Below are 15,613 nucleotides of genomic sequence, written 5' to 3' on the forward strand. Positions count from 1 at the left end.
GAGACAGAGCATGGCTATCGACCCCCACCGCATCGCCTGCCGCGACGGCGTTGTCTTCTTCGTTCGGGAGCGCGCAACCGGCACGATCGTCGTCTCCGCGCTCCACGACGACGCCGTTTCCCTCTCCTGCGGCCTCTCCCGGTACCGCGCGCCCCATCGCCCCGGAGAGGCCTACGCCGAGCACACGAGTATGCCAGTCGAGCGTGTGCGCGCCTACGCGATCGGCCATGTCGGCGTCGCGGAGGGCGGGCCCGTTGCGGTCGCCCTTCTGAAGCGGCTGCCCTCCGAGGCCTCCAAGGGCGCCGAGGGGGTCGCCCCCTCCGCGAGCTTTCCCGCAGCGGGGGGATCCGGTGTGGCCGGGCGGCCCGAGGCCTCGGCTGTCCCCGGGGCACCTGATCAACGCCTCGGCGCAGGACTTCCGCAGGTGGAGGTCGACGTCCTGACGCCGGAGATCATCGACGCGCGGCGGTTCCTCGCCGTGCTCGACGGGCCGCATCTCCTCGACGGCTAGGAGCCTGCGACGGACGCAGAGGCTCTGCGCGTCTGGCAGAACCGCGGCTCGATCGCCCTACGAGCGTACACGAGCCTCGCCGTCCGGCTCGGGCCTGGGTCCGAGCGGCACCCTCTCTACCGCGAGGCGGTCGCCCTGAGGGACAGGGCGCTGTCCCACGTGCGGGACACGATCCCACACACCAACACCTACACCCCGCACCGACAGGCCGGCTGAATTTTCAGCCGCCCCCCACCCCGAGCTTGACTTCGCTAACCTTGTCCATATATTGATGGACATGAGCTGGCCATGCCGGCTCATTCACGAAGGGAAACCTCGATCATGACGAAATCTTACAACCGCGGCGCCATCCTGCGCGCTGCCTGGTCCCAGGCCAAGTGGATCGCCGCGCTCATCGGCAGGCCTGTGCGCCAGTTCATCGGTGCCGCCATGCGGAAGGCCTGGTCGCTGGCGGAGGAGACCCCCGCCGCCCCGGCCATGGTCCCGCAGCCGGTCCAGCAGCAGCAGGCGTGCGCGGCCCCGTCCTCCTCAACTGACGCGTCCCAGCCGGTTTCCTCGGCCGTTACGTCGGAGCCTCCCGCCGTTGAGCCCTGCGCGACGTACCGCTTCGGCCGGATGGACAGCCGATGCCGCGGTTGGGAGCAGGTCCTACGCGAGGGCACGCCGCTGCCCGCCCCCGAGGACATCACCGGCGCAGGCGACCTCCCGGGGCGGTACGCGCCCGACCGCGGGGAGGAGGAGCTCTTCGGGACCGACGCGGTCCTGCTGGGGGAGGAGAGGCACCATCGCAAGTCGCGGGGGTGGACGTATAGGCTCCACGTTCGCAACCCCGCCACGGGCGAGATCGTGGAGATGATCCCAACGGCGGAGCACAAGGCTCAGATCAAGGCGTGGATCCTAACGGGGCATCTCGACCTGCCTGTCGAGATCCTGAAGGGCGCCGGGGAGATCGCCGGGATGGTGCGCATCCTCGCCGCGATCCGGGCCGGCGCCTCGATCGAAGTCCTCGCTTCCTGCGGTTGACCGCCCTCGGCTGGGTCCGACTCCCGGTCTCCATCCCCATCCGAAATCCGAGCAGGCCTAGGCCGCTTCTCCGCGAAGGATCCCGCCGTGAACATACATACCCCCACCGCCACTGCGATCCCCGCCCTCAACCGGGGCATGCTGGACGAGGAAGTCGCCGTCATCGTCCGCGAGATGTGGGGCGCCACCGAGCCGCGTGAGGTCACGGAGGAGGCCTGGTACAATGCCGCCTCAGACATCGAGCGGGCCGCCCAGGCCGCTCACAAGGAGACGATTGCCTGGCTCGCGCTCCACGAGCGTCAGCTTGCCGGAGAGCACGTCGAGTACGGCGTAGCGTTTGACGCCCGGGAGCGGCTGCAGGACGCCCACAAGTACCACGCGGACTTGGTCAGCATTGCCGCCATCGGGAACATCGGAGAGAGCTGGCACCTGCGCCCGCACTCCGAATTTCAGTACGGGCTCGCCGAGGACGGCGACGACGACGCCCTGATGACGGTGCCGCGCGGGCTTCCGGCCGGCGGCTACCGGGCGATCGCTCGGGCCTACCGCACCGGATCGGAGCACGGACGTCGCGATCTGCAGCGCGACCTGCGCGCCCTCCTTGGAGCGGCCGCCTAGTGAGCATGGACAAGATCGTTCTGGAGGAGGCCGCGCGCCTACTCCTCGGGCCGGAGTGGAAGAGGCCACTCGCGAAGCTCCTCGGGCCGCATCACCCGGCCGGCCCGAGGGACAGCCTCGACCCCCGTCTCGCATTCCGCTGGGCGAGCGGCGAGAGGCCGATCCCCGGCTGGGTGCCAGGGGTCCTGGCCGACATGCTGATCCACCGCGCCGAACTACTCGCGCATCAATCCGAGCAAGCCCTCGCTTTGTCTGCCCGTCTTATGAAGGAGGAACGCGATGCCGTGGGTTGAACGCCCCATCATGCCCCGGTTCCCGCCGTTCCACCCTGAGAGGGGGGGCACGTACGACCCTGGCCTCCGCGTCGAGACTGAGAAATTCGTGGATAGCCTGAAGTTGGTCACGTGCCCGATCTGGCAGCTGGCCCCGCTCACGAAGCGCGGCCGTGAGGCTGTCCTCCGACCGGCAGGGGGCACGCTCCGGGCTGCGCTCGTGGCCGGCTGGCGCGTGCGTCGGCTTGGAGAGGAGGATCCGTTCGCGCTCGTGCTGCGGCTGAAAGACCACCTCATGCACGACCGCCTCGTGTCCGCCTCGCCTGAGCGCATGCCCCTTGAGTTCATGGACCGGTGCCTCGTCGTGACGCCCGCCCAGGTCATCGCCGTTCACGGCTCCGACGAGACTTGGGCGCTGAGCCAACTGGGAGACATCATGGTCGGGACTTATCCCGCCCCCCGCCGGCGAGCGCGGCGGCTGCCCGCCGAGGACGCCGAAGCGCTGGGGTGGCTCCAGGCAGAGCCGCCCCGATCCCCCGAAGCCAGCCCCATCCAGGAGTGAGCCCGATGTCTACCGTCACCGATGCCCACCGGGAGTGGATCGCCGAAGCCCTCGCGGCACCCTTCGAAACGCCGCGCCGCATCCCTACGCTGGGCAGGGTGAAGGTCCGCACAGAGCCGCTGCCCGACCTCTTTCGGGACATCCTCGACGCGTTGGACGCCCCGTCCGAGCCGGAGACCCCGACCCCGGTTGGGATGTCGCCAGGCGAGCTCCTGAGGTCGCATTTCGGAGAGGCGCTCCCCGGCCCGTCCGCGCACACGCTGAAGCGGCGGGCCCTCAAGCGCCAGAGGGTGGAGGCCGAGGCCAAGGTCCAGCCCGAACCGGTCGCCGCGGCACCGGACCCGGCCCCCCGCCGAGGATCCGATGGCCCGCCTCGTAGCGTCCGGGATCGCGAACGAGTACATCGCCGGCCTCGGCGCGCTTCGGGATCCGGACAATCGGGCTCCCTACTCCCCCCGCTCCATCGGCTTTCCGGTGAGGCTCCACCGGGTTGGCGGCCCCTTCCAGCCGCCGACGGCCCCTAGGATCTGGGAGCTCCACCTCTCCACCCCCGCGTGCGGCGACCTCCCGTTCGTCCGCAGGGTCGAGGAGGTCACCGGGCTGAGGGCGATCTGGGCCTCAGGTCCCGGCACGCTCGGGCAATGGCATCACGCCGTGGACCTCGCCAACGACGATGGGTGGGAGCGGCTCGCCTCCTCAATGGAGCACACAGAGCCCCGCATGGTTGCCAACGCGATCAGGATGCATGTCGCCGTTGGCAGCCTAAGCGCGGCAAACGGCCGCCGGCTCCTTCTGGCCGTCGGCGTCGCCGAGCCTGAGACGCGGGCATGCCTGAACCCTGACAGCAGCATGCAGTCATCCCTCGGCGGATGGCAGGCGATCCACGCCGTAGAGGACGGCCTCGTCGCCCCGGGCAACCCGAAGCGAAACACGTACGCTCGGGTCACAGACGCCGGGTGGCGCAGCGTCGGGAGGGAGCCGCCCACGAACGCTGAGCCCAAGGCCCGTCGGAAGGCGGTTTGATCGGCGGGGTCTCCTCAACCCTGAGGAGACCCCCACCCTCACGCTGCCTGCGCCATCGAGCCCGCAAGGGCGTCCCCTGCTTGCCGGGCGGCCACGTCCGCGAGGAGCTCTTGGATCTCAGGCACGGTCACTGGGCGGAATTGCCAGCAATCCACGCCGACATCGCACGCCCGCGCCGTCGGGGGGATGGCCCCGTGGGAGTGCCCGTAGAAATGGAGGCGGCCCCTGTGGATGTCCCTCCACGTGACGTGCGCGTAATGCGAGAGCCACACCGGGACGGCATTCGCCATGCCGCTGTCCTGGATCGAGATCGCCACCACATCGTGGATCCCGCCCTCCCAGCCGAGCCGCTCGCCTCTGGCCTCGTGATTGCCCCTGAGGAGCGTCTTGTGGCCTGCGAGGCGTGAGAAGATCGCCTCGGCGTGCTTCATCGAGCAGCCATAGGCAAAATCGCCGACATGGAAGACCCTGTCGCCGGGGCGCACGCGGTTGTTCCAGGCGGACACGAGGTGCTCGTCATGCTCCTCCCGGGAGCCGAAAGGACGGGGCCTGCCCATGCGATCGCTGAGCATGCCAGCATGCCCGAAGTGGGTGTCGGAGGTGAAGTAGGTCGTCACGGGGGGATCCCCTCTCAGCATAGGAACGCAGGCGTCCGGAGGCCCGGACGGGATGGCTGGCTTCAGGCCAACAGGCGTTTCGATATGCGGAGGAGGGCGGTCTTCATCGGAATAGCCTCGCCGATCGCGGCCGCCCCGGCAAGCCCTGGTTCGTCCGAGGGTTAGGCGATCCCTGGCCGGATCGCCGGAGCCCAGGCGGTCAGCCCAGGGCGCCGTTAACCGACAACCCACGCACCGCTTCCCACGGCCACGTTTTCCGGCGAGTCTTTTCGGATGAGCGATTCGACCGATCCCCTGTCCTACCCCTTGATCGCCGACGTGCACTCGATGTCCGAGGGTGCGTACGGACGCGCGGAGCACGCCGGCGACGACGTGCCCTTGAACCTGGAGACGGCGATGTGGGCCCCCGAGCTTCGGGGTCTCGGGCACCTGCCGCTCTATTCGACCGCCGACCTGCGGGGAGCGATCCTCCGCAGGGAACTGATCGTGGGGCGACGCGGCCGCCTGATCGAAGTCACGCGCCGGCAGCTGCGCGAATGGAGGGAACGATGCCACCTCGGTCTGGGGCCGAACCAAAGCCCCGCAAGCCCCGGGCAGCCAAGCCCAAGTCCCTCGGCAAGACCGGACGCGGCAACCCCTACCTCTGGTGGCGCCCCGGACGCGTCGATGCCGACGGCGTCGACCGTAACGGCAGGTGGTGGATCGTCCACCGCGGCAAGCAGGTCCGAAGCACTGGCTGCGGTGCTGGCAAGGACGAGGAACGCCGCGCGCTCCAGGCCCTAGACGACTATACCGCGACCCTCCACGTCATCGCGCCTGAGGAAGCCGGCGGCCCGCGGAAGAACCGGCCGGCCAACGAGGTCCTCGTGGCCGAGGTCCTCGACCGGTACCGGGACGCGAAGAAGGGGCGGGTCGATCCCGCGACCGGCGAGGTGAAGGGCGGCGTCGCCCGGCACCACGAGCTGGCGCAGCGCATCGCCACCCTCCTCGACTGGTGGGGGACCCGGACCCTCGACGAGGTCGATAGCGCGACCTGCGCCGAATACGTGACCTCGCGCGTCGGCACGCCGTGGAAGGCGCACGCACGGGCTGGTCTCGATCGCAACGGCGAGCCGCGAAAGGGCGACGGGAAGCCGATGCGGCGCGGCCACTCCAAGCCGACGAAGGCCCGGGTCGTCACCGAGGGCGGGGCCCGGCGGGAGCTTGAGGACCTGCGCGCCGCCATCAACGCAGCGATCGGCGACGGCCTGACGCGCGACACCGTCCGGGTGACCCTGCCGGCCAAGGGCGAGGAGCGGGACCGCTGGCTGACCAGCGCAGAGGCCGCCCGGATCCTCCTCGGTGCCTGGCGCAAGAGGGAGGTGCAGACCGTCCACTCCGGCCCCCGGAAGGGTGAGCGTGTCGTCGGCCGTCTCGTGTGCAAGCACCTGGCGCGCTTCGTCCTCGTCGCGCTGCGCACAGGCACCCGGTCGGGACCCGTCTGCAACGCCAGCTTCGAGAAGGTCGTCGGCAAGCCGTGGATGGAGCTCAAGACCGAGCGGTCCGTCGAGGACCGGGTCGAGCGGGTCGTGGTCGACGGCGCCGAGTACGAGCGCCGTGTCCAGGTCCCCGTGGTCAAGCGCGTGGCGATCTTCCACCGCAAGGCGCTCGGCACCAAGGAGAAGGAGAATAAGAAGGCCCCCACCGTTCGGATGCCGGACAGCCTCGTCGCGCATCTCTGGCGCTGGCGCCACGTCCTCGGACAGACCTACGTCGTCGAGTGGCAGGGCAAGCCGGTCGGGTCGACCAAGCGGAGCTTCGCCAACCTTTGCTACGACCTCGGCTTCGGGGACGACGTCGTCCGGCACTCGCTCCGGCACACGGCCGTGACCTGGGGCATGCAGGCCGGCGTCGATATCTGGGAGCTTGCCGGGTACGTCGGCATGACGGTCGAGATGATCGAACGTCGGTATGGCCACCACTCGCCAGCCCACATGGAAGGGGCGCGCGCTGCCCTTGGCGGGAGGGGGCGGAAGCGGGCCGCCTAGCCCGCTCGGTTCTTCATCAGGAGGTCGATCTCTGCGGCGATCGAGCGCTGGCAGATGCCCAGAAGCCTGTGGAATTTCTCGCGCTCGGAATAGGAGAGCCGGGTCTTGCCGCTGTGCACGATCTCCGACCGAACGGAATAGAGCCCTCGGAAGTCGGCGAGGACCTTCTCCCGGTCGGCCTGGCTCTCGCCGATCAGGTAGGCGCAGCGGTTGCTCAGGAGCTCGCCGATCCCGACCATGTCCGAGGTCTTCTTGTCCCCGAGCAGGATTTCCATGGCGACCATGGCCTGGACGAACGACAGGGTTTCGTTCCGGCTCGCGTAGCTGCCCGCCAGCCACTGCCCCGCCCGCAGGATCCGTCCAGCCTCCCGCGGATGGGAGAAGCACGACCCCATCGTCCGAAGCACCGTCCCGGCGAACCGCACGTAGTTCTGGTTGCCGGCGAGGCCGGTGCAGTCGAACCCCTCCAACCCCATGACGACCGTCGCCTCCATGTCGACGCTGGTGTCGTAGGCCCACGCCCCGTCGACCTGCCGGTGGACATGGTACGAGCTGCGGGGCGGACCGAAGGGGGTCGAGTTCGAGGACGGGCTGTAGCGGAACAGGTGCAGCGCGATGCCGAGGCCGAGGAATGTCTGAAGGGTCTCGACCGCCCGAAGCACCGTGCCGGTGGTGCCGTACCGGTCGGCGTATCCGGAGCCCGGCACCTGCAGGTAGACGGCGTCCGTCTCCCAGGCCCCCTTGGCGCCGAGGGTCATGAGCAGGGAGGATGCGTAGGGGAGGGGGAACTGCGCCTGCAGCGCATCGCTCGTCCGGACCAGCGAGATGCCGCCGCCGATGTCCATCGGCCCCGTCGCGTCCATCAGGGTCGCCAGCACCGTCCCGATCGAGCGCGGGAGCCGAAGGCTGAAGACATAGTCCCAGGGAAGGGACGCGAACTCCCCGACGATCCGCTGCGCGATCGGCGCCGGATCCGCGAAGGGCGCGAGGCTGACGAGCTGCTCCGGCAGCGGGATCGCCATGTCCTGGAAGGTGCCGAGGTTGGACAGGAGCCGGCCGATCCGGTCGGCGGCGAAGTCCGAGACTGGCCGCTCGTCGATCATGGCCGTCAGCGGAACCGGGAGACGGTCCTGTTTCGGGACGACGTCATTCAGGGGGATGAGGGCGTCGAGGGTCTGCCACGCCAGGATGGTGCCGTAGATGACGCGGAGCTTCCGCATCCCGGCGGTCAGCACCTCTTCGAGGCGGGCGGTGCAGTTGGCGTGGAGGTTCAGGGGCACGTTCGGCCTGTCGATCGGGCAGAGTTTTAAAGGACCGAATGAGCGGTTCTTGCACCAACCTGTGGCCGAACCTGTGGCCGGACCGATGCTCTCTGAGCCGGGAAGACCGTTCCCCTAGGGAAAACTGGTCGGAGTGGCAGGATTTGAACCTGCGACCCCCACGTCCCGAACGTGGTGCGCTACCAGACTGCGCTACACTCCGACAGATGCCGGCGGCTGTGGCCGACGAGCGGGTGTATAGCGAGACCGGCCGGGGGCTGCAAGCGTCCTCGCGCGAGAAATCGTCCGGGGAGGCCGGTCAGGTCGCGTCGGCCCAGTTCGGGGGGAGGCGATACCGGGCGCAGGGTGTGTCCGCCCGGGCGATCGCGACGGCTCCGACCGCGTCCGGACCGAGGTCGAGATGGTGCATCGACCATCCCGCCTCCGATCCGCTGGCCTGTTCCCAGGTCAGGATGGCGGGCTCGGCCGGGGGCAGGGTGACGCGGAAGCGGTCGAGCGGCAGCGAGAGGCCGAGGCCCAGGGCCTTCACCACGGCCTCCTTGCGCGTCCAGCAGGCGAAGAACGCTCGGAGCCGGGCGGAGCCGGACAGCCGTGTCAGGTCCGCGACCTCGCCGGGATGGAAATGCGCGCGCGCGATGGCGAGGGCGTCCGTGATCGGGCGCTCGGCCTCCACGTCTACCCCGATGGCGGCGGCGCCGATGCCGATGAGGGCGTGGTTCGCCGAGTGCGAGAGGTTGAACGGAAGGTGGCCCGCAGCCGGGTCGTCCAGTTCCGGCTTGCCGTGGGCGCCCGTCCGGAACGCCAAGTCCCGTGGGTGTCGGCCGAGGTGGCGGCCGAGGACGTAGCGCAGGGCCTGGTGGCTGCGGGTGAATCGATCCCGGTCGGCGCGGCGCAGGAAGCGCGCGGCTCGCGCGGTTTCCTCCGGCGGCAGCCACGCGGGATCGCCGGTCCCTGGGGGCGGGATCGTTGCGAGGTCCACGTGCCAGACGGCGCTGCCCGGCTGCCCGGTCGGGTCGGCGACGGGCCAGAGGCGGGGAGGGGGCTTCGACAGGTTATCGCCGGGGCAGAAGGACGCGGTGCGTCCGGTATCACAAACGCGATGCCGCCGCTCGTGATCGGGCGGTCCGCAGCACTGCCAGATCATCCCCGGCGGGCCCCAGGGGCATTCGGAAGGCCCGACGGGCGGGCGGGCGCGGCCGCCCGGATACCGTCAGGCGTAGACGTTGCCGCCCGATTGCGGGAAACGCTCGGCCAGGGCCCGCCGCAGCTTTTCCAGGGCCCGGTTCTCGATCTGGCGCACGCGCTCCTTCGAGATGCCCAGGCGATGGCCCAGGGCCTCCAGGGTCGCCTGATCCTCGGCAAGCCGGCGCTCCTTCAGGATGCGCAACTCGCGTTCGGAGAGGACCGTCAGGGCCTCGTTGAGCCAGATCAGGCGGCGCTCGCCATCGACGGTGGCGGAGACGGTCTCGTCCGGCAGTGCGGCGCCGTCGACGAGGAAGTCCATGCGCTCCGAGGACGCCTCGCTCTCCTCGCCCACGGGGGCGTTGAGGGACATGTCCGGACCCGAGAGGCGGGCATCCATCAGCGCCACGTCCTCGCGCGACACGCCGATGGCGGTGGCGATGCGGCGGTGGATCTCGTCGCCGACATGCTCCTCGGTGGACTGCATGAGGCGGGCGCGCAGGCGGCGCAGGTTGAAGAACAGTGCCTTCTGGGCCGAACTCGTGCCGCCACGGACGATGGACCAGTTGCGCAGGATGTAATCCTGGATGGAGGCGCGAATCCACCAGGTGGCATAGGTGGAGAATCGGACCTCACGCTCCGGTTCGAACCGGGCGGCGGCTTCCATCAGGCCGACATGGCCTTCCTGGACGAGGTCGGCCATGGGCAGGCCGTAATGCCTAAAGCGGCCGGCGATCGCGATCACGAGGCGCATGTGCGCCGAGATCAGGCCGTGCAGCGCGCGTTCGTCGCGCTCGTCCTTCCAGCGGACCGCGAGGCCCCGTTCCTCATCCCGCGCAAGGAAGGGCGCCTCCATCGCCGTGCGTATGAACTGCCGCCGGATCCCTGCGATATCCGCCATCCCCGCCTCCGCCTCGATGGAACGTGCCCGCGCCGCCACGAGGCCCCGACCGATCGAACTCGGTCTCCGGGCCTGTGATGGGCAACGCGACAACACGGGGTCCTGAGGATAGTTCCCCCAGCGCGGCACAGCTCACGCGCACGTGAGGCGGACACGAAAAAGCCCGGCGCTGACGCGCCGGGCTCGCAACCGATTCTAAAGGTGCAGGGCCGCTCAGGCGGCCTCTTCCTGGATGTCGTCGGCCTCGGCTTCGCCTTCCGCCTCGGCTTCGCCCTTGGCGCGGCGCGGGGACTTGGCGAGGCTCTGCTCGATCAGCTTAAGCGCCTCGGTCTCGGTGACGCGGTTCACCGAGGAGATCTCGCGCACGATCCGGTCCAGGGCCGATTCGTAGAGCTGGCGCTCGCTGTAGGACTGCTCGGGCTGGGCCTCGGAGCGGAAGAGGTCGCGCACCACCTCGGTGACGGACAGCAAGTCCCCCGAGTTGATCTTGGCCTCGTATTCCTGTGCACGACGCGACCACATGGTCCGCTTGACCCGGGCACGGCCGGTGAGCAGGTCGAGGGCCTTCTTCACCAGTTCGGGCTCAGCCAGCTTGCGCATGCCGACGCTGTTGGCCTTCGCGGTGGGGACGCGCAGGACCATCTTGTCCTTTTCGAACGAGACGACGAACAGCTCGAGCTTGTAGCCGGCGATCTCCTGCTCCTCGATCGCCGTGATGCGACCGACGCCGTGGGCCGGGTACACGACCGCTTCGCCCGTCTTGAAGCCTTGGCGGCCTGCCGTCGTCTTCTTGGCTGTGGTCATGCGAGAAGCGCCTCCAGAACATCACGCGGCCTTGCACGCCGCGCCGAACCCTGTAATCCGGGGTGGGTCACCCGGCTCCAGCCCCTTGTCCGAAGGGTTAGCATCTCAGACGCCAACCTGTCGGTTCCCGGGCACGCCAACGCGTCGCGCAACGAGGGACCGGTCACCGAAGGCGTAAACGCCTTCAGCGATCGATCGCATGCGACTCCGATGCTCAACCGAAGTTTGAGGCCCATCGTTTGATGGCAGGAGACCGCACGTCGGGCACGAACGACGGCAGGCCCTTCTCATAGCACAAAGACACCGCCGAATCAAAGGATTGCCGGCACGCCGGAGCGTCGCGGGCCCCGCGTCGGGCGCGCTCCACAGCGTCTTCCCACAGCGTCTTGGCGAGGAACGTCACCGCCGGCTCATGCGGCCGGCGGCGGCAATCAGTCGCCGGTGCCGGGATTGGCGGAGAAATGTGCCTCGAACTTGCCGGCGACGCCATCCCACGTCTTCGCGTCGGCGGGCGCATCCTTCTTCTGGGTGATGTTCGGCCAGGTCCGGGCGAAATCGGCATTCACCTTGAGCCAGCTCTCGAGGCTCGGCTCGGTGTCGGGCTTGATCGCCTCGGCTGGGCATTCCGGCTCGCAGACGCCGCAATCGATGCACTCGTCCGGGTGGATGACGAGCATGTTCTCGCCTTCGTAGAAGCAGTCCACCGGACAGACCTCGACGCAGTCCATGTACTTGCACTTGATGCAGTTGTCGGTGACGACGTAGGTCATGGGGCCTTCAGTCCTCGATCCGGTGATCGCCGGAAGCGTCCGGTGCCGGATCCGTTTACGCTTCGTGAAACTGGGGTCGAACGGGTCGGGCCGGGGCCCGCCTCCTGAAGGCGCTGGCTCTAGCCCCTGTCCGAGGGGCTGACAAGCGCGTCCGGGGTCGCGCCCGTGGCATCGGGCCACGGCGGCCCGCCGGTGTCGCGCCGGGGACACGGGGATCCGGTGGGATTCGCCCCGCTACCCGGTCGCGTCGTCCACCACCTCGTAGAGCGCCTGGGCCTCCGGGGCCGGCCCCCGGCGTTCGCCGAGATCCCGCACCCGCGCGATCACCGTCGCGTGGGCCGCCGCCACGGTGACGACGTCGCCGAGACCGACCGCCGTCGCCGCAGCCTCGGCCCGCTTCCCGTTCACCCGGACATAGCCGTCGGCCACCAAGCGGGCGGCCAGCGACCGGGTCCGCGCGAAGCGCGCGAACCACAACCATTTGTCGAGACGCTGGCGCCCCGGCTTCATCGCGCCTCAGCGCTTGCGGTCATTGCCCGCTTCCAGCTGCGCCTTCAGGGCCGCGAGCTTCGCGAAGGGCGAATCCGGGTCCGGTGCGCGCTCGCGGCGCTGCGGACGCGGCTCGTCGCGCGGTGCGGCCCGGGGCTCGTCGCGGCGCTCGGGGCGCGTCCGGCCCGGCTCGAAACGCTCGCGGCGCTGGGGCCGGCCACTCTCGGGACGTCCCTCGCCGGGACCACTCCGGCGGCCGCCCTCCGGACGGTCCCCACGCGGCCGCTCGCGATTCTCGGCGCCGGCGGCCTGTCCGCCCTGGCGGCGCTGGTCCGGCCGTCCTTCGCCCGGCGCCCGGTTGGGAGCCGCGCCGTCGCGGCCGGCGCCGCGGGGGCGATTCTGCCGGGGATTGACATGGCGCTGCTGACGCTGCAGGCGCCAGACCTCGACGGGCGGAGCCTCGGTGGTCTCGGTCGCGGCCTCGGCGGCAGGGGCTTCCGGGGACTCGACAGGGGCGTCCGTGGCCTCGGCAGATGCGTCCGTGGATTCCACGGAGGCTTCGGTCGCCTCGACGGCCGGGGATTCCGGCTCGGCGGCCGCTTCCTCTGCCGGGGCGGCCTCGACGGTCTCCGCAGGCGCCGTCTCGACGATCTCCGCAGGCGCGGCTTCCTGGGAGGACGCCTCCTCTGCAGGATGCTCGGCCGCATCCGCGAGCGCGGCGATGTCGGCGACCGGCACCGGTGCCGCATCCTCGCTCGCCGGCGTCTCGGCTTCGGCAGCCGGCGCCTCGGGCTCCGCGACAGCCTCGTCCTGTGCCTCGGCGATGGCGTCCGGAGCCGTGGCGGCGCCGGAATCCTCCGTCGAGCCGGGCTCGATGGCGGCCGGCGCGTCGCTGGCCTCGGACGCCGGGGCTTCCGCCTCGGCCGTGGCCTCGCCGGGCACCGATTCGTCCGCGGCCGTCTCGGAGGCGGCGGTCGCCGGGGTCACGGGGCGAGTCGACGCCGCCGGCAGCAGCGGTACGGTGATGGCCGGGCCCGGACGGGTCTCGGGAGCGTAGCCCAGCGACTTCAGGATGGAGGCGAAATCCTCGCCCGAGCAGCCGACCAGGGAGGTCATGCCGACCGTCGCCACGAAGGCGTCGCCATCGGCCGCGCCCACCGGTGCCTCGCCCGGCGTCGTGCCGGGCCGGTACGCGATGGCGGGGCGGATGAGGTCGGCGAGACGCTCCAGGATGTCGACGCGCACGGCCCGCTCGCCGCAGACGCGGAAGCCGGCGGCGCGGTAGAGCCCCTTGGCGATCTCGGTATCCACCTTGATCGAGGTGCGGCCGGAGCTCGCCAGGTGCGCGATCTCGTCGAGGCCGCGCTGGTCGAGGCCGCCGTTCTTGAGGGCCCAGAGCTGTGCCGCGAGGGTGCGCGGCGCCGGCTTCAGCAGGGCGGGCAGGAAGATGTGGTAGGCGCCGAAGCGCACGCCGTGGCGGCGCAGGGCTCCGCGTCCCTCCTGGTCGAGGGTGCGCATCTCCTGCATCACCTTAGCGCGCTCCAGCACGCCGAGGGATTCCACCACCTGGTAGCCGATGCCCTTGGCGAGCCCCGTCAGGTCGGCGGCGGTCTCGATCTCCATCAGCGGGCCGAGCAGCCGGACCACGGTGGCCTTGAGCCAGGCCACCAGGCGCGCCTCGACCTTGTCGCGGGCGGGACCGGTGAGCTGCTCGTCGGCGAGCAGGCGCACATGCGGCTCGAACAGCTTGTCGCCGGGCGTCAGCTTGGCGACCGGGTCGCCGGTCCAGCGGATGACGCCGTCGTGGCTGAGCACGAGGGAGGCGTCGGGCGCCGCGGCGAACCGCTCGGCCCGTGCCTCGATCTCGCCCCCGAGCGCCTTCTCGGCCGCGCTGCGCAGGGTCTTGGCCTCATGCCCTTCCGCACCGGGATCCGGAACGAACTGGAAGCCATGCAGGTGGCCGACATGCTGGCCCTCGACGGTGACGTCCCCGCCGGCGGTGATCTCAGCTTCCAACATCGTGTTCTCTCTCAGGCGCCGCATCAGGACGCTGGTGCGCCGATCGACGAAACGGCTCGCGAGGCGTTCGTGCAGGGCGTCGGACAACCTGTCCTCTACCCGACGCGTCTCGGCCTGCCAATGCACCGGATCGATGAGCCAATCCGGCCGGTTCGCCACGAAGGTCCAGGTGCGCCCCTGTGCGATGCGCTGGGAGAGGGCGTCGATGTCCCCGTCCGTGCGGTCGATCATGGCGACATGCTTGGCGAACCAGTCGTTCGGAATGCGCCCCGCCATGCCGCGCATGAGGAAGCGGTAGAGCTGCGCCACGAGGTCCGCATGGGTCTGGGGATGGACCTTGCGGTAGTCCGGCACGCCGCAGACGTCCCAGAGGCGGCGGACATGGGCCGGGCTGTTGGCGAGATCGCGGATGTCGTCCTCGCGCATCAGGATCTCGAGGGCCGACTGGTCCTCGCCCATGGGCGCGCGGGTGAGGCCCTTTTCGCGGGGATGTTCGTCCAGGCTCTCCTGGAGCCGCTTCAGCGAGCCGAAATCGAGGTCCGGGTTGCGCCATTGCAGCACCCGCAGGGGCTCGAAATCGTGATTCTCCAGGGCCTCGATCATCTCGGGCTCGAAGGGCGAGCAGCGCCCGGTGGAGCCGAAGGTCCCGTCCGAGAGGTGGCGCCCGGCGCGGCCCGCGATCTGGCCCATCTCGGGGGGCGTCAGCTTGCGGAAGCGGGTGCCGTCGTATTTCCAGTTCGCCGCGAAGGCGACGTGGTCGACGTCGAGGTTCAGGCCCATGCCGACCGCGTCGGTGGCGATGAGGTAGTCGACGTCCCCCGACTGGTAGAGCTCCACCTGCGCGTTGCGGGTGCGCGGCGAGAGCGCGCCGAGCACCACCGCCGCGCCGCCGCGCTGGCGGCGGATCAGCTCGGCGATCGCGTAGACCTCCTCGGCCGAGAAGGCCACGATGGCGGTGCGCCGGGGCAGGCGCCCGAGCTTCTTCTCGCCCGCGAAGGTGAGCTGGGAGAGGCGGGGGCGGGTCGTGGTGTGCACGCCGGGGATCAGCGACTGCACCAGGGGCAGCATGGTGGAGGAGCCGATGAGCAGCGTCTCCTCGCGCCCGCGCTGGTGCAGCAGGCGGTCCGTGAAGACGTGGCCCCGGTCCATGTCGGCGGCGAGCTGAATCTCGTCGATGGCGACGTAGGCCACGTCGAGGTCGCGGGGCATCGCCTCGATGGTCGAGATCCAGTAGCGCGGCCGGTCCGGCTTGATCTTCTCCTCGCCGGTGACGAGGGCGACCTTGTCGGCCCCGACCTTGGCGACGACGCGCAGGTAGACCTCCCGCGCCAGCAGCCGCAGGGGCAGCCCGATCATCCCGGTCGGGTGGGCGAGCATGCGCTCGATCGCGAGATGGGTCTTGCCGGTATTGGTCGGCCCGAGCACCGCCGTGACGCCGCGTGCGCGGGCCTGCGGGGAGAGGGAGGGACGAATCATGGGTGAGGGGCGGTCCCTTCGGCGAGGCCGGCAGGTTTT

Annotated in this window: 15 protein-coding genes and 1 tRNA gene; 7 read left to right on the plus strand and 9 right to left on the minus strand. The window is 70.2% G+C overall.

The annotated features are described in order from the left end of the window. Positions 1-10 precede the first annotated feature (10 nt). From OF380_RS13155 to OF380_RS13180, 6 genes are all read left to right on the plus strand, one after another. Positions 11-511, plus strand: a complete 501-nt coding sequence (locus OF380_RS13155) for a hypothetical protein (RefSeq protein ID WP_056355179.1) — start codon at positions 11-13, stop codon at positions 509-511. Between the two features lie 321 nt (positions 512-832). Next, positions 833-1,534, plus strand: coding sequence for a hypothetical protein (locus OF380_RS13160; RefSeq protein ID WP_056355187.1), 702 nt, complete (start codon positions 833-835; stop codon positions 1,532-1,534). A gap of 87 nt (positions 1,535-1,621) precedes the next feature. After that, the gene (locus OF380_RS13165) at positions 1,622-2,152 is read left to right on the plus strand and encodes a hypothetical protein (RefSeq protein ID WP_056355191.1); all 531 of its coding nucleotides are present in this window, start codon (positions 1,622-1,624) and stop codon (positions 2,150-2,152) included. Positions 2,153-2,157: 5 nt separating this feature from the next. Then, complete coding sequence (locus OF380_RS13170) at positions 2,158-2,445, plus strand: hypothetical protein (RefSeq protein WP_056355314.1); 288 nt, start codon at positions 2,158-2,160, stop codon at positions 2,443-2,445. Positions 2,446-2,533: 88 nt separating this feature from the next. Further along, a complete protein-coding gene (locus OF380_RS13175) occupies positions 2,534-2,986 on the plus strand; it encodes a hypothetical protein (protein ID WP_156650075.1) in 453 nt (150 codons plus the stop codon). A 363-nt stretch (positions 2,987-3,349) separates the two neighbouring features. Then, positions 3,350-4,009 (plus strand): hypothetical protein, encoded by a 660-nt coding sequence (locus OF380_RS13180; protein ID WP_056355197.1) that lies wholly within the window; start codon positions 3,350-3,352, stop codon positions 4,007-4,009. Positions 4,010-4,047: 38 nt separating this feature from the next. Here the strand turns inward: OF380_RS13180 and OF380_RS13185 are convergent, their stop codons facing one another. Next, on the minus strand, positions 4,048-4,626 hold the full coding sequence (locus tag OF380_RS13185) for a metallophosphoesterase (protein WP_200917671.1): 579 nt from the start codon (positions 4,624-4,626) through the stop codon (positions 4,048-4,050). Positions 4,627-5,174: 548 nt separating this feature from the next. Between OF380_RS13185 and OF380_RS13190 the strand changes: the two genes are divergently transcribed. Then, a complete protein-coding gene (locus tag OF380_RS13190) occupies positions 5,175-6,653 on the plus strand; it encodes a site-specific integrase (RefSeq protein ID WP_156650077.1) in 1,479 nt (492 codons plus the stop codon). Here the strand turns inward: OF380_RS13190 and OF380_RS13195 are convergent. From OF380_RS13195 to OF380_RS13230, 8 genes are all read right to left on the minus strand, one after another. Beyond that, complete coding sequence (locus tag OF380_RS13195) at positions 6,650-7,933, minus strand: HEPN domain-containing protein (RefSeq protein WP_056355206.1); 1,284 nt, start codon at positions 7,931-7,933, stop codon at positions 6,650-6,652. The two genes, OF380_RS13190 and OF380_RS13195, sit on opposite strands and share 4 nt — an antisense overlap. A 125-nt stretch (positions 7,934-8,058) precedes the next feature. Then, positions 8,059-8,135: transfer RNA gene (locus OF380_RS13200), tRNA-Pro, on the minus strand. A 96-nt stretch (positions 8,136-8,231) separates the two neighbouring features. After that, the gene (locus OF380_RS13205) at positions 8,232-8,912 is read right to left on the minus strand and encodes a 4'-phosphopantetheinyl transferase family protein (protein WP_264051103.1); all 681 of its coding nucleotides are present in this window, start codon (positions 8,910-8,912) and stop codon (positions 8,232-8,234) included. A gap of 231 nt (positions 8,913-9,143) precedes the next feature. After that, entirely contained in the window at positions 9,144-10,016 is an 873-nt protein-coding gene (locus OF380_RS13210; protein ID WP_264051104.1) for an RNA polymerase factor sigma-32, read from the minus strand. A gap of 213 nt (positions 10,017-10,229) precedes the next feature. Then, positions 10,230-10,820, minus strand: coding sequence for a CarD family transcriptional regulator (locus OF380_RS13215; RefSeq protein WP_264051105.1), 591 nt, complete (start codon positions 10,818-10,820; stop codon positions 10,230-10,232). A 431-nt stretch (positions 10,821-11,251) separates the two neighbouring features. Continuing rightward, positions 11,252-11,590: a ferredoxin FdxA gene (gene fdxA / locus OF380_RS13220; RefSeq protein WP_264051106.1), complete on the minus strand. Its 339-nt coding sequence runs from the start codon at positions 11,588-11,590 to the stop codon at positions 11,252-11,254. Positions 11,591-11,824: 234 nt separating this feature from the next. Further along, positions 11,825-12,100: an RNA-binding S4 domain-containing protein gene (locus OF380_RS13225; protein WP_264051107.1), complete on the minus strand. Its 276-nt coding sequence runs from the start codon at positions 12,098-12,100 to the stop codon at positions 11,825-11,827. Positions 12,101-12,106: 6 nt separating this feature from the next. Next, the gene (locus OF380_RS13230) at positions 12,107-15,574 is read right to left on the minus strand and encodes a helicase-related protein (RefSeq protein ID WP_264051108.1); all 3,468 of its coding nucleotides are present in this window, start codon (positions 15,572-15,574) and stop codon (positions 12,107-12,109) included. Positions 15,575-15,613: the final 39 nt, after the last annotated feature.

The sequence above is a fragment of the Methylobacterium sp. FF17 genome, from assembly GCF_025813715.1.
GTDB classification, from domain to species: Bacteria; Pseudomonadota; Alphaproteobacteria; order Rhizobiales; family Beijerinckiaceae; genus Methylobacterium; species Methylobacterium flocculans.